This is a genomic window from Caulobacter sp. LARHSG274, assembly GCF_052871235.1.
On the sequence record NZ_JBIXJO010000001.1, the window covers coordinates 820,223 to 836,825 of the forward strand.

At 69.4% G+C, this 16,603-nt stretch carries 18 protein-coding genes; 9 read left to right on the forward strand and 9 right to left on the reverse strand.

Annotation, left to right across the window (positions count from 1 at the left end):
- The first annotated feature begins 357 nt into the window (after positions 1-357).
- The 5 genes from ACIPQB_RS03850 to dnaQ are packed head-to-tail and all read left to right on the forward strand — an operon-like array spanning position 358 to position 4,062.
- Positions 358-1,260, forward strand: a complete 903-nt coding sequence (locus ACIPQB_RS03850; RefSeq protein ID WP_446483874.1) for a pyruvate, water dikinase regulatory protein — start codon at positions 358-360, stop codon at positions 1,258-1,260.
- Entirely contained in the window at positions 1,257-1,865 is a 609-nt protein-coding gene (locus ACIPQB_RS03855; protein ID WP_446483875.1) for a Maf family protein, read from the forward strand. The genes ACIPQB_RS03850 and ACIPQB_RS03855 overlap by 4 nt, the downstream gene beginning before the upstream one ends.
- Positions 1,862-2,719, forward strand: coding sequence for a shikimate dehydrogenase (gene aroE / locus ACIPQB_RS03860; RefSeq protein ID WP_446483876.1), 858 nt, complete (start codon positions 1,862-1,864; stop codon positions 2,717-2,719). The genes ACIPQB_RS03855 and aroE overlap by 4 nt, the downstream gene beginning before the upstream one ends.
- On the forward strand, positions 2,716-3,339 hold the full coding sequence (gene coaE / locus ACIPQB_RS03865) for a dephospho-CoA kinase (RefSeq protein ID WP_446483877.1): 624 nt from the start codon (positions 2,716-2,718) through the stop codon (positions 3,337-3,339). Before aroE ends, coaE begins: the two co-directional genes overlap by 4 nt.
- Before the next feature lie 6 nt (positions 3,340-3,345).
- Positions 3,346-4,062 carry a DNA polymerase III subunit epsilon gene (gene dnaQ, locus ACIPQB_RS03870; RefSeq protein ID WP_446483878.1) on the forward strand — a complete coding sequence of 239 codons (717 nt, stop codon included), beginning with the start codon at positions 3,346-3,348 and terminating at the stop codon, positions 4,060-4,062.
- A 17-nt stretch (positions 4,063-4,079) separates the two neighbouring features.
- Here dnaQ and ACIPQB_RS03875 read toward each other — a convergent pair whose 3' ends face one another.
- A complete protein-coding gene (locus ACIPQB_RS03875) occupies positions 4,080-4,274 on the reverse strand; it encodes a hypothetical protein (protein WP_446483879.1) in 195 nt (64 codons plus the stop codon).
- Between the two features lie 926 nt (positions 4,275-5,200).
- On the opposite strand from ACIPQB_RS03875, the gene ACIPQB_RS03880 reads away from it, so the two are divergent.
- The gene (locus ACIPQB_RS03880; RefSeq protein WP_446483880.1) at positions 5,201-5,707 is read left to right on the forward strand and encodes a VOC family protein; all 507 of its coding nucleotides are present in this window, start codon (positions 5,201-5,203) and stop codon (positions 5,705-5,707) included.
- A gap of 46 nt (positions 5,708-5,753) precedes the next feature.
- Here the strand turns inward: ACIPQB_RS03880 and arr are convergent, their stop codons facing one another.
- Positions 5,754-6,170: an NAD(+)--rifampin ADP-ribosyltransferase gene (gene arr / locus ACIPQB_RS03885; RefSeq protein WP_446483881.1), complete on the reverse strand. Its 417-nt coding sequence runs from the start codon at positions 6,168-6,170 to the stop codon at positions 5,754-5,756.
- A gap of 122 nt (positions 6,171-6,292) precedes the next feature.
- Entirely contained in the window at positions 6,293-7,171 is an 879-nt protein-coding gene (locus ACIPQB_RS03890) for an SDR family oxidoreductase (RefSeq protein ID WP_446483882.1), read from the reverse strand.
- 93 nt (positions 7,172-7,264) lie between these two features.
- On the opposite strand from ACIPQB_RS03890, the gene ACIPQB_RS03895 reads away from it, so the two are divergent.
- Positions 7,265-8,119 (forward strand): helix-turn-helix transcriptional regulator, encoded by an 855-nt coding sequence (locus tag ACIPQB_RS03895; RefSeq protein ID WP_446483883.1) that lies wholly within the window; start codon positions 7,265-7,267, stop codon positions 8,117-8,119.
- On the opposite strand, the gene ACIPQB_RS03900 is transcribed toward ACIPQB_RS03895, so the two are convergent.
- The 5 genes from ACIPQB_RS03900 to ACIPQB_RS03920 all read right to left on the reverse strand — a co-directional run bounded on the left by ACIPQB_RS03900 (position 8,116) and on the right by ACIPQB_RS03920 (position 13,882).
- Positions 8,116-8,922 carry an exodeoxyribonuclease III gene (locus tag ACIPQB_RS03900; RefSeq protein WP_446483884.1) on the reverse strand — a complete coding sequence of 269 codons (807 nt, stop codon included), beginning with the start codon at positions 8,920-8,922 and terminating at the stop codon, positions 8,116-8,118. The genes ACIPQB_RS03895 and ACIPQB_RS03900 overlap by 4 nt on opposite strands.
- A gap of 257 nt (positions 8,923-9,179) precedes the next feature.
- Complete coding sequence (locus tag ACIPQB_RS03905) at positions 9,180-9,836, reverse strand: outer-membrane lipoprotein carrier protein LolA (protein WP_446483885.1); 657 nt, start codon at positions 9,834-9,836, stop codon at positions 9,180-9,182.
- Positions 9,837-9,936: 100 nt separating this feature from the next.
- Positions 9,937-12,351, reverse strand: a complete 2,415-nt coding sequence (locus ACIPQB_RS03910; protein ID WP_446483886.1) for a DNA translocase FtsK 4TM domain-containing protein — start codon at positions 12,349-12,351, stop codon at positions 9,937-9,939.
- 466 nt (positions 12,352-12,817) lie between these two features.
- Positions 12,818-13,324: a DUF1993 domain-containing protein gene (locus tag ACIPQB_RS03915; RefSeq protein ID WP_446483887.1), complete on the reverse strand. Its 507-nt coding sequence runs from the start codon at positions 13,322-13,324 to the stop codon at positions 12,818-12,820.
- Between the two features lie 117 nt (positions 13,325-13,441).
- A complete protein-coding gene (locus tag ACIPQB_RS03920) occupies positions 13,442-13,882 on the reverse strand; it encodes a winged helix-turn-helix transcriptional regulator (RefSeq protein WP_446483888.1) in 441 nt (146 codons plus the stop codon).
- A gap of 98 nt (positions 13,883-13,980) precedes the next feature.
- Between ACIPQB_RS03920 and ACIPQB_RS03925 the strand changes: the two genes are divergently transcribed.
- Both ACIPQB_RS03925 and ACIPQB_RS03930 read left to right on the forward strand, forming a co-directional pair.
- Positions 13,981-14,868 (forward strand): NAD(P)H-binding protein, encoded by an 888-nt coding sequence (locus ACIPQB_RS03925; RefSeq protein WP_446483889.1) that lies wholly within the window; start codon positions 13,981-13,983, stop codon positions 14,866-14,868.
- Positions 14,869-14,937: 69 nt separating this feature from the next.
- Entirely contained in the window at positions 14,938-15,369 is a 432-nt protein-coding gene (locus tag ACIPQB_RS03930) for a CBS domain-containing protein (RefSeq protein WP_446483890.1), read from the forward strand.
- A gap of 229 nt (positions 15,370-15,598) precedes the next feature.
- Here the strand turns inward: ACIPQB_RS03930 and mdh are convergent, their stop codons facing one another.
- Positions 15,599-16,561, reverse strand: a complete 963-nt coding sequence (mdh, locus tag ACIPQB_RS03935; RefSeq protein ID WP_446483891.1) for a malate dehydrogenase — start codon at positions 16,559-16,561, stop codon at positions 15,599-15,601.
- Positions 16,562-16,603: the final 42 nt, after the last annotated feature.

Genomic DNA, 16,603 nt, shown 5'->3' on the forward strand with positions numbered 1-16,603 from the left:
AGTTTGTAGGAGATGGTGAGCAAGTGCCTAACGGGGAAAACCCGTTTGCGATGCACCCTGCCCCCTGCCCATCGCAGATCCGTCCAAGCTCGGTCCCCATGTGGGTTCGGGGCTGTGAACTTTGGGGACAGTCCGCTAGGCCTTCGAAATTCCTAACGAAACGTTAAGATGGTGAACGGCGCCGTAACCCTGAGCGTTCGCTCATCCCCGGCCGGGGAAAGTTCGGTCCGACGATCTTGTGCCGACAATGCGAGACTGGGGATTGTCCGTCGTCAACGTGACCGTTTAACACAGGGGCGGCCCGACAGGGCGCAACGGGGCGGATTCCATGCCCGCTCATCCCCAGAGGCCAGGCCAGTGGTTAAGCAACCGTTAACGGATGATCCACAGGAACCTGGAGCCGGCGACGCCGAACGGGCCGCCCCGCGGTTCGCGACCTACTTCCATATCCACCTCGTCTCAGACTCCACCGGCGAGACCCTGAACGCCATGGCCCGGGCGGTCTGCGCGCGGTTCACCGACATCCTGCCGATCGAACACATCTACGCCCTGGTCCGTTCCACCCGTCAGCTCGACCGGGCCCTGGAGGAGATCGCCGGCGCGCCGGGGGTGGTGATGCACACCATCATCGACGGCAACCTGCGCGCGGCGCTGGAGGAAGGTTGCCGGCGTCTGGAGATGCCCTGCATCGCCGCCCTCGACCCGGTGGTCAGCGCCATGTCGCGCTATCTGGGGGCGCGGATCTCGACCCGGGTCGGGGCCCAGCACGCCCTGAACAACGACTATTTTGATCGTATCGAAGCCCTGGACTACGCCATCGCCCATGACGACGGCCAGGGCGGCCAGGACCTGACCCAGGCCGACGTGATCCTGGTGGGGGTGTCGCGCACCTCCAAGACCCCGACCTGCATCTATCTGGCCCACCGCGGCGTGCGGGCCGCCAATGTGCCGCTGGTGCCGGGCCGGCCGCCGCCCGACGAGCTGTTCACCCTGAAGAACACCCTGATCGTCGGCCTGATGACCTCGCCCGAGCGGCTGATCCAGATCCGCCGCAACCGCCTGCTGTCGCTGAAGGAAAACCGCGAAAGCGACTATATCGACACCGACGCCGTGCGGCAGGAGATCATCGCCGCCCGGCGGCTGTTCGAGCGCCAGGGCTGGCCGATCATCGACGTCACCCGCCGGTCGGTGGAAGAGACGGCCGCGGCGATCATCAACCTGCTGTCGGGCGGCCGCGGCCAGGTCGAGGTGCTGGGATGACCGGCTCGCCGCCCACCCCCGTCACCCTGGCGTCGAAGAGCGCGGCCCGCCAGGCGATCCTGCGCAACGCCGGCGTCGCCTTCGAGGCGGTCGGTTCGGGCGTCGACGAGGACGCCGCCAAGGCCGGCCTGCTGGCCGAGGGCGCCTCGCCGCGCGAGGTCGCCGACGCCCTGGCCGAGCTGAAGGCCTTCAAGGTCTCCACCAAGCGACCGGGCCTGGTGATCGGCTCGGATCAGACGCTCGACCTCGACGGCGTGCTGATCGACAAGGTCGAAACGCTCGAGGCCGCCCGCGAGCGGCTGCTGCAGCTGCGCGGCAAGGTCCACAAGCTGCATTCGGCCGTGGTCGTGGCCCGCGACGGCCGGCCGATCTGGCGGACGGTCGAGACCTCGCGCCTGTCGGTCCGCGCCTTCAGCGACGCCTGGCTGGACGGCTACCTGGACCGCAACGCCCCCGACATCCTTTCGTCGGTCGGCTGCTACTTCCTGGAGGGCGAGGGCCTGCAGATGTTCGACCGCATCGACGGCGATTATTTCGCCATCCTGGGGCTGCCGGTCACCGGCCTGTTCGATTTTCTGCGTCTGCATGGAGCCCTCGAGACATGAGCGTTACGGGCGCGGCGATCGTCGCCGGGGTCTGCGGCCAGCCGATCCGCCATTCGATGAGCCCGCTGATCCACAACGCCTGGATCGCCGCGGCCGGACTGGACGCGGCATATGCGCCCTTCGCCCCGCCCGAGAGCGGCTTCGAGGCCTTCATCGAAGGCCTGCGGGGCGGGGCGATCCGCGGGCTCAACGTCACCATCCCGTTCAAGGAGCGGGCCCTGGCCTGCGCCGACCGCTGCAGCGACCTGGCCCGTCTGGCCGGGGCCGCCAACCTGCTGGTCTTCGAGGCTGACGGGACGATCACGGCCGACAACACCGACGGTCCGGGCCTGATCGACGCCATCGCCGTCCAGGTCCCGGGCTTTGATCCAGCGGCCGGGCCGGTGGTGATCCTCGGGGCCGGCGGCGCGGCCCGCGGCGCGGCGGCCGCCCTGGCCATGGGCGGCGCGCCGAAGATCACGCTCGTCAACCGCACCCTGGCGCGGGCCGAGGCCATCGCCGCCTCGATCGGCGGCGTCGTCAAGGCGGCGGCGGAGGCCGAGCTTGACGCCCTGCTGGGCGAAGCCGGGCTGGTGATCAACGCCACCTCGCTGGGCCTCGGCGGCGGCGCAGGTCCAGCCGCGCGGCTGGACCTGACGCCGGAAACGGCGGTGGTCGTCGACATGGTGTACAAGCCGCTGCGCACCGAGTTCCTGCGCCGCGCCGAGGCGGCTGGCCGCCGCACGGTCGACGGGCTGGAGATGCTGCTGCGCCAGGCGGTCCCCAGTTTCGAAGCCTTCTTCGGCGTCGCCCCGCCGGCTTCGGTCGACGTCCGCGCCCTGGCCCTGGCGCAACTGGGCGAGGCCGTCCGGTGATCGTGCTGGGCCTGACCGGCTCGATCGGCATGGGCAAGTCGACCACGGCCCAGATGTTCGTCGCCGAGGGCGTGCCGGTCTACGACGCCGACGCCGCCGTCCATGCGCTCTACGCTCCGGGCGGCGCGGCGGTCGGCCCGGTCGAGGCGGCCTTCCCCGGCGTCGTGGTCGACGGCGCGGTCGACCGGGCCCGGCTCAGCGCCCGGGTGGTCGGCCACCCCGAGGCCCTCAAGGCGCTGGAGGCTGTCGTCCATCCGCTGGTCGCCGCCCACCGGGCCGGCTTCTTCAAGGACGCGATCAAGGCCGGGGCCGATATCGCCGTGCTCGACGTGCCCCTGCTGTTCGAGACCGGCGGCGACCGCACCGTTGACAAGGTGGTCGTGGTCTCGGCCCCGCCGGATCTCCAGCGGCAGCGGGTGCTGGCCCGGCCGGGCATGGACGGGGCCAAGTTCGAGGCGATCCTGGCCCGCCAGACGCCCGACGCCGAGAAGCGGGCCCGGGCCGATTTCGTCATCGACACCGGCCAGGGCCTGGACCACGCCCGTCAACAGGTTCGCGACCTCCTGACGCGGCTGCGGGCCCCGCCGCCGCTTGAAGCCGGCGGCGAAGCGGCCCATTAAAATCCGATGGCGCGGGAAATCATCCTCGATACCGAAACCACCGGGTTCGACCCCAAGACCGGCGACCGGCTGGTCGAAATCGGCTGCATCGAGGTGGTCGACTTCATGCCCACCGGCAAGTCGTTCCACGAATATTGCGATCCGCTGCGCGACATGCCGGCCGAGGCCGAGAAGGTCCACGGCCTGTCCAGCGCCTTCCTGACCGGCAAGCCGAAGTTCGTCGAGATCGCCGATCGTTTCCTGGAGTTCGTCGGCGACAGCCCGGTCATCGCCCACAACGCCGCCTTCGACCGCAGCTTCGTCAATTTCGAGCTGGAGAAGTGCGGCCGCGCCGTGCTGCCGGAAAGCCGCTGGGTCGACACCCTGGCCATGGCCAAGAAGCGCTTTCCGGGCATGTACAACTCGCTCGACGCCCTGTGCAAACGCTTCAAGATCAGCCTCGACAGCCGCGACAAGCACGGGGCCCTGATCGACGCCCACCTGCTGGCCGAGGTCTATCTGGAGCTGCAGGGCGGCAAGGAGCGGGCCCTGGAGCTGACGGCGGTGGTCACCGCCGCCGCCGCGGCCCTGCTGACCGCCGGCGAATATGGTACGAGGCCGCGGCCGCTGGCGCCCCGCTCGACCGAGGAAGAGCGCCGGGTCCACGCGGCCTTCGTGCAGAAGAACCTCAAGGACAAGGCCGTCTGGCTGCAGTTCGGGGTCGGGGCGGCGATCGAGGCCTGAGGCCTTCACCGGCCGCCTCACGCATCTTCGCCCAGGCGCGCGGCGCGCCGGGCCTTCGTCTCGGCCGTCAGCCCCAGCCGCCTGCGGATCTCGCGGCGGACCTGTTCGACGCGCGCAGGGGTGCGATCGCTGTCATCCTCGGTTTCGCCGGCGTTCTCGCGGGCGGTCCGCGCGGCGGCGCGGATCAGGGCGCGGGTCCTGGATCTGGGCATGTCTCTTCTCCTGGCATGACGGAGCCGCCTCACGCGGCGGGCCGCTGAAGTTGGGGAGGGAGGCGGAGCGCCGGGCCAGGCCCGGAAGCTTTTTGAAGAATTACCGTTTCGACCGAGACCAACGCTCCGCGCGATCGTTATTCAGGAGCGTCCGGCGGTCGGTCCTGTTCGGACCTCGCCGGTCTTGGCCCCCGACGGGCGGGCCGGGCCTACGAAGCCCGGTCCCGGAACGCCTGCGTCACCACAGGCCTGTCGCTCTCATCGGCCCTTCGTCAACGTCGTATCCGTAAACGGGCCCGGCCGGCACCAGATGACGAGGTCGCGGCTCCTTTCGGAACCGCTGCCGACGAGCGCGTCCCGCTCGACCGCCCCCCAAGGCCGCGAAGGTCGCAGGCCTCACGCCCTCCCCATCGCCTTGAAGTGGGTCGATTATGCGGGCGGCGGGAAACGGGGAGGATAAACGATTTTGGGGCGTTGAATTTGTTGGAGAAACACGCTGGGAGCGGTGAGGAGAATTTGGCGGAAGCGAGGAGAAGCGAGGGACACACACTCGTTTCCGATCCGGCTCCGCCGCTGACGTCCAGTTGGAGAAATGAGTGTGTGTGCCTCAACCCTCAACCGAGTGTGTGTCCAACCCTCAACCCCTGTGTCCCTCAACCCCTCAGCCCTTCCGATCCCCTTGAAATACCTTCCCTCCCCTCGAGGGGAGGGAAGGTAGAAAGAGAGCGCCCTCTCCCCCGCCTTCGCGTGGGTGATCGGGGCGGGATCACGCCAAACATGAATTCGCTGTCATAACCACCTTTTTGGTTGAATTCGCCCGGGCCGGCCCTTAAACCGCCCGACCTCGGCGCGTAACGCCGGTTTGTGAACATCGAAATGCGGCCGGATCAGAGGATCGGCCGCCTCACCACCCACAAGGAAGACCCGTGATCCATCATCTTTCCATCAGCGCCGAAGACCCCAAGGGCGCGGCCGAATTCTTCGCCGACGTCATGGGCGGCATCGTCGTCGACTTTCCGCCCAATCCCGGCAGCTACATGGTGTTCAAGGCCGACGGCCGCGGCACCGCGCTCGAGGTCTATCCGGCCGGCAGCGTCATGGTCGCCAATGGCGCGCCCGGTGCGGTGTTCGTGCGTCAGCCGGACGGCGCCGACCGCCGCTCGCCGACCCATTTCGCGCTCAGCGTCGACGTGGCCGAGAGCGAGGTCCTGGCCCGGGCCCGCGCCAAGGGTTGGGACGCCTTTATCTGCGATCGCGGCGGCCACTTCCACGTCGTCGAAGTGTGGATCGAGAACACCTGGTTGGTCGAGATCCTGCCGCCGGCTTTCGCCGCGGAATATCTCGGCTTCGCCGATGCGGTCACCGGTCTGGCCGACCCGAATGCGGCCCTGGACTCGCACCAGCCGCAGGTCCGGACGCTGGAGCACGCCTGAGACAAAAAGGGCGGCTCTGGGAGCCGCCCTTTTCCCCTGAAGGCGCTCAGTCCTCGATCGCCTCGACGCCGAGCGCCTTCAGGCGCGCCAGGTGGTCCCTCATTTCCTGCAGCCGTTCGGGCGGGTGGCCCTGCCAGTCGCGGACCTCGCCGATGATCCGCAGCGGATCCCGCGTGCGATACGACTTGGTCGGATTGCCGGGAAATTTCCTGTCGGTCAGGTTGGGATCGTCCTCGAACGGTCCGGTCGGCGCGACGATGTAGATCCGGCCCGGCCCGTCGCCCACCGCCAGTTCCGCCCCCCAGGTCGCCGCGTCCAAAGTGGCGCTGAGATAGACATAGGCGGCCGGCTTGCGGCCGCCGTAGTTGGAGGCGTAGCCGGGCCCGATCAGGTCGCCGGGTTTCAGATCGGCCTTGCTGCCGTGGTACAGCGGCTGGGCGCCCGGGGTGTCTGTGGCGGTCATGGTCGATGGTCCTTCCGAAGGCTCGAAGGCGCCACAGACTGCGCATAAATCGCCGGCCGCCAATTCTTGAACTGAAGTTTTTCGACCCCAGATCCCTATTGAGCGGAAGGCGATTTGCGCCCTCACTCGCCGTAATAACCCGGCTGGTCGATATCGTTGAGCAGGTCCGGCCCGGTCGGTGTCCAGTGCAGCAGCGACCGGGTGCGGGCGCTCGACGCGGCCATGTCCAACCCCGCGAACGGGCCGAACCAGCCGAAATGCTCGCGGTCGCGCGACTCGACGGGCAGGCCAAGCCGTCGGCCGATTACCTCGGCGATCGCCTTGAACGGCACGCCCTCGTCCGCGATCGCGTGATAGGCGGGCTCAAGACGCTCCTGTTCGATCGCCAGCCGGTAGAGGCGGGCCGCGTCCAGCCGATGCACGCCGGCCCAGCGGTTCAGGCCGTCGCCGACATAGGCCGACACGCCCTTCTCGCGGGCCATGCCGATCAGGGTCGGAATGAAGCCGTGATCGCCAAGGCCGTGGACGGAAGGCGCGAGCCGGATGGTCGCGGCGCGTACGCCGCGCTCGGCCAAGGCCTGGGCGGCGGCTTCCGACCGGCGCGGATAGGACGGATCGGATGAGGGCCTGTCCGCCTCGGTCGCCACCCGGCCGGACACGAGCCGGGCGACGCCGGAGGTGACGAGCAGCGGCCGGGCCGATCCCGCCAGGGCCTCGCCCAGCGCCTCGATCGCCCGCCGGTCCTGCGCCGCATTGTCGGCGAAGCGCGAGAAGTCGTGGTTGAAGGCGGTGTGGATCACCCCGTCGGCCGATCCGGCGGCGGCGCGCAGGAGGTCGAGGTCGTCGAGCGTGCCCCGGACCACCTTTGCGCCCGTGGCGGCCAGGACGGCGGCCTTGTCGTCGGACCGGGCCAGGCCGGTCACCGTGTGGCCGGCGGCGATCAGCTCGTCGACGACGGCCGAGCCGACCCAGCCGGTGGCGCCGGTTACGAATACATGCATGGCTTAAGCTCCAAAGATTGCCGATGGGGCTATTGGAGCCAATCCAGTATCCGGTTAAAGTTGTGAGATTATCCTAGTATAAGACTTAACAGGATGCCGACCGTGTCTGAGGTCAATTCGCTGGGCGGCTATCTGAAGGCCCGCCGCACCAAGCTGGATCCCAGCGCCTTCGGCCTGGCCGGCGGCCGGCGGAGAACGCCGGGGCTGCGTCGCGAGGAGGTGGCGCAGCGGGCCAATATCAGCCCCACCTGGTACACCTGGCTGGAGCAGGGGCGCGGCGGGCGTCCGTCGGCGGACGTGCTCGACCGGATCGCCCGGGCCCTGACCCTGACCGCGGTCGAGCGCGAACATCTGTTCCTGCTGGGCCTGGGCCGTCCGGCCAGGGTTCGCGACCCCGGCGACCTCGGCGACGACGCGACCACGCCGCGGCTGCAGCGCCTGCTGGATGTGCTGACCTACAGCCCGGCGATCGTCAGGACGCCGACCTGGGACGTCGTGGCCTGGAACCGGGCGGCCGCGGCCGTGCTGACCGACTACGGCGCCCTGCCGCCCGAGCGGCGCAACATCCTGCGGCTGATCTTCTGTGATCCGCGGGTTCGCGCCGCCCAGTCCAGCTGGGACGCGGTGGCCCGCTTCGTCGTGGCCGCGTTCAGGATCGACGCCGCCCGGGCGGGCGCCGACGTCGAGGTCGCACGGCTGGTCGACGAGCTGAGCCAGGCCAGTCCCGAGTTCGCGTCGCTGTGGCGCGACAACCATGTGCTGGCGCACGGCGACGGCGTGAAGCAGCTGCGCCATCCGCAGCTGGGGCCGATCACCCTGGAATATTCCGCCTTCGCGGTCGACGCCCGGCCCGACCTCAGCCTGATCGTCTACAACCCGGCGACCCCGGCCGACCGGGCGCTCGTCGAGTCCCTGGTCGACGCCCGCGCCGCGGAGGCCGCGGCCTAGACCAACAGGTCCGCCGTGACCGGGGCGTGGTCGCTGGGCCGCTCCCATTCGCGCACGGTGTCATGCACCTTCGACGACACCTTGCCGTCGACGATCGCCGCCTCGCGCAGGCCCGGGCTGGCCAGGATGTGGTCCAGGCGCAGGCCGCGGTTGGACTTGCGGAAGTCGGCGGCGCGGTAGCTCCACCAGGAAAACAGCTTTTCCGGCTCCGGGGTGGCCAGGCGCGGCAGGTCGAGGAAGTCCATCGACCCCACCAGGCCGGCGAAGGCCTCCAGCTCGACCGGCGTGTGGCTGACGATCTTCGACATCTGGCGATGGCTCCAGACGTCGTTCTCGCCGGGGGCGACATTGAGGTCGCCAGTCAGGACCAGCGGCGCCCTGGGGTCGCGGCGCTTCATCTCGGCGGTCAGGGTCTCGTAGAAGTCGAGCTTGTGGTCGAATTTCGGATTGAGGGCCCGGTCGGGCACGTCGCCGCCGGCCGGGATGTAGAAGTTGTGGATCTCGACGCCGGCCACCTTGGCCGAGACGCAGCGGGCGTGGCCCTCGCGGCAGGCGTTGAGGGCCGGGGCGTCCTCCAGCGGCAGGCGCGAGGCGATGGCCACCCCGTGCCGGCCCTTCTGGCCCATGATCTTCAGGTGCGGCAGGCCCATGGCCGCGAAGGCCTCGCGCGGGAACTCGCCCTCCTGGCACTTGATCTCCTGCAGGCAGAACACGTCGGGGGCCTGCTCGTCGACGAAGCGGGCGGCCTGTTCGGCGCGCAGGCGGACGGAGTTGACGTTCCAGGTGGCGATACGGAGGCGCATGCGGCTCCTCTAGAGCTTGGACAGGGCCGCGGCCAACGAAAAACGCCCAGGCGCTGAGCGCCTGGGCGAAAGTCGGGTCTCTCATGCCGCCGCCGGGAGGGGATAGGTCCGGCACGGTTGCGATGGGCGGGTCGGGCGCTCATCGCCATGCGTGTTAAATCTGCCACGGCCGGGGGCTAAGTCAAGCGCAATCGCATTCCTAGCTTGCATGTTGTGCAATTGTCGCAATTCGGTTGCGTCGGCGGCGGTTTCCGCAACTAGGGCTTGCCGACCCGCCGACGTGGATCGTTAAGGACGAACAGCTTGGGGTCGAGGTCGGCGGTCTTTTCGAAGTCGACCAGCCGCACCCGGGTCTCGCCGCCCTTGGCGTCGGTGACCGTCCAGCCCATCAGGGCGGGGGCGTGGCTGAAGTCGAGGCTGATGCGGCCCAGGGTCTGGCGCTTGGCGTCCTGGGCGACGATCGTGAAGCCGTCGGTGAACTTGCGCACGCCGGTGATGACCACGCCGCGGTCCAGCCGCACCTCGCGGGCCAGCAGCAGGGCCAGGGGCGTGCGGCTGAGCGGATAGCTCTGGAAGCTCTTCAGCCGGCTGTCGTAGATGTTGACGGCGCTGCCGTTGCTGACCACCAGCAGGCCGCCGGGGCCGTCATAGGCGAAGCGGGCCTTGCCGGGGCGCTGCAGATAGACGGTCCCCTCGGTCTGGCCGCCGCGCGAGTCGGTCTGCACGAACCGGCCCTTGGCCGCGCCGAGCGCCTGGATATAGGCCGTGGCCCTGTCGACCAGGGCCTGGTCCTCGGCCGACAGCGGCGCGGCGGCCGGCTTTGAGGCGGCGAGAGCCTGGCCCGACAGGGCGGCGACGGTTCCGATGCCGGCGGCGGCGAGGATCAGGCGGCGGGTCGGGGTCGTGGCGGTCATGGCGATCTCCTGGCCTTTTCCCTTTGCCCTGCCCTCGCGTCCAGCGAAAGGCCGCGGCGCGACCATTTTCCGGCGCTCCGATGAAGCGCCGTTCATCGCGCTACATCGGCGGCGGCGGCGGGGCCAGGATCTCGCGCTTGCCGGCGTGGTTGGCGGCGCCGACCACGCCCTCCTTCTCCATCCGCTCCATCAGCGAGGCGGCGCGGTTGTAGCCGATCTGCAGGCGGCGCTGGATGTAGCTGGTCGAGGCCTTGCGGTCGCGGGTGACCACCGCCACGGCGTGGTCGTAGAGGTCGTTGGCCCCGCCCTCGCCGGCGAAGGCGCCCTCGATGGCCTCCTCCTGCTCCTCGTCGCCGCCGGCCGTGACTTCTTCCAGGTAATTGGGGATGCCCTGGTCGCGCAGGAACTTGGCCACCGCCTCGACCTCGCCGTCGCTGACGAACGGGCCGTGCAGGCGGGTGATGCGTCCGCCGCCGGCCATGTACAGCATGTCGCCCTGGCCCAGCAGCTGCTCGGCCCCCTGCTCGCCCAGGATGGTGCGGGCGTCGATCTTGCTGGTGACCTGGAAGCTGATCCGGGTCGGGAAGTTGGCCTTGATGGTGCCGGTGATGACGTCGACCGACGGCCGCTGGGTGGCCATGATCAGGTGGATGCCGGCGGCGCGGGCCATCTGAGCGAGGCGCTGGACGGCGCCCTCGATGTCCTTGCCGGCCACCATCATCAGGTCGGCGACCTCGTCGATGACCACCACCAGATAGGGCATCGGCTCGGGACGGATCTTTTCAGTCTCGTAGATCGGCCGGCCGGCGTCGTCGAAGCCGGTCTGGACGGTGCGCTCGAAATGCTCGCCCTTGTCGAGGGCCTCGACGGCCTTTTCGTTGAAGCCGCCGATGTTGCGCACGCCGATCTTCGACATCCGCCGATAGCGGTCCTCCATCTCGCGCACCGTCCACTTCAGGGCCACGACCGCCTTCTTGGGATCGGTGACCACCGGGGCCAGCAGGTGCGGGATGCCGTCATAGACGCTGAGTTCCAGCATCTTCGGGTCGATCATGATGAAGCGGCACTTCTCGGGCGGCAGCTTGTAGAGGATCGACAGGATCATGGCGTTGACCCCGACCGACTTGCCCGAGCCGGTGGTGCCGGCGATCAGCAGGTGGGGCATCTTGGCCAGGTCGGCGATGTAGGTCTCGCCGCCGATCGTCTCGCCCAGGGCCATGGGCAGTATGTGGGTGGCCTTGTCATAGTCGGACGATGACAGCAGGTCGCGCAGATAGACTGTCTCGCGCCGCGAATTGGGCATCTCGATACCGATGGCGTTGCGGCCCTGGGCCACGGCGACGCGGCACGAGATCACGCTCATCGAGCGGGCGATGTCGTCGGCCAGGGCCACGACCCGGGCGGTCTTGGTGCCGGCGGCCGGCACCAGCTCGTACATGGTCACCACCGGGCCGGGGCGGATCTGATCGATCTGGCCGCGCACGCCGAACTCGGCCAGCACGCTTTCCAGCAGACGGGCGTTCTGGCGCAGGGCCTCCTCGTCGAACTCGGCCGAGCGCGGCTTGGGCTTGGCCAGCATGGCCAGCTCGGGCAGCTGGAAGCCGCCTTCGTCGTCGAAGTCGAAGGCTTTCTGCTGCTCGCGCTGCTCGCGGGTGTTGACGCGGTTGGGGGTCTTGGGCTGGGCGATGGCCAGCGGGCGGACCTCGAAACTGGGCTCGAAGGCGTCGTCGTCCTCGACCTGCGGCGGCGGCGCAGGCTTGGCCGGCTTGGCGGCCTTGCGCGGCGCCGGTTCGGGCGTGGCGGCGATGGCCTCGGCGATCTTGCGGGCCGGGCGGGTGCGGGCGACCGGTTCAGGCGCCGCGACCGGGGCCGGGGCCCGCTCGCGCGGCCGGGCCAGGCCGTGCAGCAGGTCGCCGATCGCCTCGGGATCGACGCGGCGGACGCCGATCGCATAGCCCAGGGCCACGGCGGCGGCGATGGCCAGCAGCAGGGCGGCGATCAGCCGGGCCCCGGGCAGGCGGGCGAAGGCCAGGACGCCGGCGATCAGGTCGAGCAGGCCGTCGCCCCAGAAGCCGCCAAGTCCCCGGGCCAGCGGCCAGGCGGACGGATGCGGCGGGGCGGCCAGCAGGCCGGCCAGGGCCAGCAGGCCCAGGCCCCCGACCAGGGCGCGGACGCGCAGGTCGCGGCGATGGGCGGCGGGATCGGGCTGCGACACCCTCGTCAGGCCGAACACCAGCATCAGCAGGGCCGCGACCCAGCCGCTCAGCCCCAGGGACTGCATGACGATGTCGGCCAGGGCCGCGCCGGGACCGCCCAGGGCGTTGCTGGCCGCCTGGCCGGTGGCGGCGTTGAGACTGGGATCGGCGGCGTTGTAGGTGGCGACGGCCAGCAGCAGCCCCGCCCCGACTACGCAGATCACCCCGCCCCGGAACCGGGCCGACCACGGCTGCGCCCAGCCGTAGCGCACCGCATCCCAGACCAGCTCCACACCCGATCGCCGCGCCGCTCGCGCCATGAACCGTCCACCTTTACTCGTCGAACGAGGATGTTGTGCCGCAAGAGGGTTAAGGGGCGTTTACGCTGTTGATGCGGCGCTGTGGTTTGAGGTCGCGGCGGTTCAAACCTTTTCTTTCCCGTCGGCGGATGGGGGAAGGTGGCCGCGAAGCGGTCGGATGGGGGTGAACGCGAACGTTCCTTGCGCGGCCAGCTCAGCAGTCACCCCCATCCCCGGCCCTTCCCCCATCCGCCAACGGGAAGGGAGAAGTAGAACAAACACGGAACATACGTCCGGACTCGACGTCCCCGCGAGTCATTGTCGCCCGTAGCCCGCCGCTGGTGGACGGGTCAGTGGGTGCGATCATGGATCAGGAGTTTTTGCGTCAGTTGCCGATGGTGTTGTCGGCGTTCGCCGGGGTGGTCACCGCCCTGGCCGGGCTGGTCTGGGCCTGGCGGCGGCGGCCGTGACCGCCGCCGCCGGATCGTCAGGCCGCGCCGAGGAAATCGCGCTTGCCGATCTCGACGCCGTTGTGGCGCAGGATCGCGTAGGCGGTGGTCAGGTGGAAGAAGAAGTTGGGCTGGGCCTGGCCCTGCAGATAGGCCAGGCCCTTGACCACGCTGGTCTCGCCGCGGCGGACCAGGGTGATGTCGCGGTCCTCGGCGTTGTCGAACTTCGCCAGGTCCAGGCCCTCGACATAGGCAATGGCGCGGTCGACGCGGGCGATCAGCTCTTCGAAGCTGGTCTCGACGTCGTCCCAGGCGGGAACCTCCTCGCCGGCCAGGCGGGCGCAGCAGCCCTTGGCGAAGTCGGTGGCGATCTGCGCCTGGCGCAGCAGCGGGAACATGTCGGGAAACAGCCGCGCCTTCAGCAGGCTGTCGGGGTCGAGCTTGCGGGCCTCGACATGGGCGGCGGCCTTGGCCAGCACGCCCTTCAGCCCCTTGAGGCCCTGGACGAAGACCGGAACGCTGGCCTGGTGGATGGTGAGGGTCATGAAGGCTCCGGGGAAAAGGTCGGGTGGTCTTAGGCTGCGTCGCGACGGGGCGGAAGCATCTCGCAGCGGTCGTCGTCGAACAGGTCGGGAGGATGGCGCTCTGGAACCAAGGTGGGATCAGGCGGCCGCGTCCTCGGCGTCGTAGCGCGCCCGGGCGGCGCGGATGTCGGCATGATGGCGTTCGGCCCAGGTCACCAAGGCGGCCAAAGGCTCCAGCAGCGAGGTCCCCAGCGGCGACAGGCTGTATTCGACGCTGGGGGGCTTGGTCGGAAACACCTGACGGCCAATCAGCCCGTTTCGCTGCAGGTCGCGCAGGGTCTGGGTCAGCATGCGCTGGGAGATGTCGGGCACCGTGCGACGCAGGACGCCAAATCGGCGCGGCCCATCGGCCAGGGCGATCAGCAGCAGGGTGCTCCACTTGTCGCCCAACTGATCGAGCACGTCGCGCACCGGGCAGTTGGCGGGGCTGAGGTCGTTCGCCGACATCCAGCACTGGAAGCCATGGACCAGGCTGGCCGCCGCGGCGCTGAGCGGTTTCGCTTCAGGGGGTTCCCTCAAGGTGCCTATCTCCCGTCAAACTGCCGTCTTTACGGTGGCGAGTAAGTCTCACATCTACACGTGGTCTTATCTGGAGACCACGGAAAAGGACCAACCCCATGAGCGCCTCTTCTCCCCGCCTGCTGGTCACCGGCGCCGGCGGCCAGCTGGGCCGTCGCGCGGTCGAGTTGCTGCTCGAGGCCGGCGTTCCCAACCTCGTCGCCGCCAGTCGCGATCCTTCCAAGCTGGCCGACCTGGCGGCGCGGGGCGTCGAGACCCGGCGCGTCGATTTCGACGACCCGGCCTCGCTGGCCGAAGCCTTCGCCGGTGTCGAGCGCCTGCTGCTGATCAGCACCGACAGCCTGGGCGCCCCCGGCCATCGCATCGCCCAGCACCGCGCCGCCGTCGCTGCGGCCGAGGCGGCCAAGGTCAAGCACGTGGTCTACACCTCCGCGCCGGGCGCGCGGCCCCAGGTCGGCGGCGGGGTGATCGACGACCATTTCTGGACCGAGCAGGCCCTGGCCGCCAGCGCCATCCCCGGCTGGACCATCCTGCGCCACAACCTCTACGTCGAGCTGCTGCTGATGGGCGCGGGCCAGGCCGTGAGCAGCGGCGCGCTATATTCGGCCACGGCCGGGGCCGGCCGGGCCTATGTCAGTCGCGAGGACTGCGCCCGGGTCGACGCCGCGGCCCTGATCAAGGGCGAGGGCCGTCAGATTCTCGACGTCTCCGGCCCGGCCGCCGTGACCCAGGACGAGATCGCCGTCCTGCTGGCCGAGCTGTCGGGCAGGCCGGTGACGCACCACGACCTGCCGGCCGACGCCCTGCGCCAAGGGTTGCTGGCCGCCGGCCTGCCGCCGTTCATGGCCGGGGTGCTGGTCGATTTCGACGCCTCGGCCGCCGAGGGCCAGCACGCCATTGTCACCGATGCGGTCGAGGCCCTGACGGGTCAGGCGCCCGTCTCGGTCGCGGCCTTCCTAGAGGGGAACCGGGCCGCCTTCAGCTAGGCCGGAACGGAACGGGCGCGGCGCCGCGGGGTTTCTCAGGGGTTCGATTCACTCCCCAAGGAGCTTCCGATGAAAGTCAGCGACGCCATGACCGGCCAGGTCTCGACCGCCGCTCCCACCGACAGCATCCGCAAGGTCGCCCAGGTGATGGCTCATATCGACAGCGGCGTGGTGCCGGTCGTCGAGGGCGGCAAGGTGGTCGGCCTGGTCACCGACCGCGACATCGTGCTGCGCGTGGTCGCCGAGAGCCGCAGCTTCGACAGTCCTGTCTCCGAGGCGATGAGCGAGGGCGAGGTGCAGAGCGTCCGCGAGGACGACATCCTGGCCGACGCCACCGCCAAGATGGCCAGCCACCAGATCCGCCGACTGGTGGTGCTCAACGACGCCGGTCAGCTGGCCGGCATCCTGTCGCTCGGCGATGTCGCCAAGGACTACGGCGCCAAGCAGGTCGGCAAGACGCTGGAGGAGATTTCGGCGGAGGGCGGCGAGGCGGCGCACTAAGCCCTTCTCCCATGGGGAGAAGGAGGGGCCCGCGCCGCAGGCGTGGGAGGATGAGGGGGCGCCGAGTCAGCCGGCGCGCCGGCAGGGCGTTCGGTGAAAACGGCGAGGGCGTGATCCCTCACCCTCCCACCGCTGCGCGGCGGGCCCCTCCCTCTCCCGCTGGGAGAGGGCTAAAGAAAAAGGGCGGCCTGCGAGGAGCCGCCCTTTCCGTAATCGAAGCTGAAAAAGCCTAGACCAGCGAGCTGTCGATGGCCTTGCAGGCTTCCATCAAGCCCTTCACCGACTCGACGGACTTGGAGAACATCGCCTTTTCGTCGTCGTTGGTTTCAAACTCGATGACCTTCTCCGCGCCGCCCGCGCCGATCACCACCGGCACGCCGACATAGAGGCCGCTGAGGCCGTACTGGCCGGTCAGGAACGCAGCGCAGGGCAGGACGCGCTTCTTGTCCTTGATGTAGCTGGTGGCCATGGCGATGGCGCTTTCGGCCGGGGCGTAGAAGGCCGAGCCGGTCTTCAGCAGGGCGACGATCTCGCCGCCGCCGCCGCGGGTGCGCTTGACGATGCCGTCGAGCTCGTCCTGGGTCATCCAGCCCTGCTTGACCAGTTCGGGCAGCGGCAGGCCGCCGACCGTCGAGTGGCGGACCATCGGCACCATGTCGTCGCCGTGGCCGCCCAGGGTCCAGGCGTGGATGTCCTCGACCGAGACGCCGGTCTTCTCGGCCAGGAAATAGGCGAAGCGGGCCGAGTCGAGGACGCCGGCCATGCCGATGACCTTTTTCTTGGGCAGGCCCGAGAACTGCTGCAGGGCCCAGACCATGGCGTCCAGCGGATTGGTGATGCAGATCACGAAGGCGTCGGGGGCGTGGGCCTTGATGCCTTCGCCGACCGCCTTCATGACCTTCAGGTTGATGCCCAGCAGGTCGTCGCGGCTCATGCCCGGCTTGCGCGGCACGCCGGCGGTGACGATGCAGACGTCGGCCCCGGCGATCTCTTCGTACGAATTGGCGCCCTTCAGGATGACGTCCTTGCCGAACACGGCCGAGGCCTCGGCGATGTCGAGCGACTTGCCCTGGGGGGTGCCCTCGGCGATGTCGAACAGGATCACGTCGCCGAGTTCCTCTCGGGCGGCGATGTGGGCCAGGGTGCCGCCGATCATGCCGGCGCCGATGAGGGCGATCTTCGCGCGAGCCATGGGGTCTCCATCAAGGCTTGTGGACGATGAATGTCGGGCGCG